Origin of the sequence: Vibrio sp. 1727 (assembly GCF_033344415.1) — a bacterium.
GTDB classification, from domain to species: Bacteria; Pseudomonadota; Gammaproteobacteria; order Enterobacterales; family Vibrionaceae; genus Vibrio; species Vibrio alginolyticus.
In genome coordinates, this window is the sequence record NZ_JAWPOT010000549.1 from 1 (window position 1) to 556 (window position 556).

General features: G+C 46.9%; 1 protein-coding gene. It reads right to left on the reverse strand.

What is annotated here, in order from left to right; all coding sequences use genetic code 11:
* A partial coding sequence (locus tag R8O10_RS26860; RefSeq protein WP_318192180.1) for a DUF4124 domain-containing protein occupies positions 1 to 327 on the reverse strand: 327 nt, incomplete at its 3' end.
* Positions 328 to 556 lie beyond the last annotated feature (229 nt).

Sequence of the window (556 nt, forward strand, 5' to 3'; positions counted from 1 at the left end):
ATTACTACGAATGGTTTCATTGTGTTGAGGTGTGAGCATCGCCAGCTGCAAAGGTTGAGGCTTATCCGATTTCTTTTCTAGCTCTTCTTCTGGCTCGGGGGCTGCTTTGGCTTGTGGCGCAAGTGATTCAGTGCTCTCGACTTCTGGTGCTGGTGCACTGGCTTCAAGATTGGGCAATGCGATGGTCTTCGCGCCTTGGTTTGGGGTGTCACTGAAGTGCACTACGCCGTTTTCGTCTACCCAAGTGTAAGCGACCTGAGCCGAGGCTACAGAGGCCAGTAGCGTGCCGCTGAGTACACATAGCGATGGAATAAGCTGAACTTTCATGGCTCACCTTCTTTTGATCGATGATTTCACGTTTCAATGGCTTAGACCTTTGACCTACAAGGTAAAAATAGCCCAAGCGTATTTTTATTATCCCCTCATGTTAAACGGCGAATCTTGACTGACGAATACAAAAAAGGCCCGCCTGCGAGGCGAGCCTAATATTTTGTTACTGTGTTTACATTTTACACAGTTTGAACCTTATACAGAGTAGTAAAGTTCGAACTCAAGT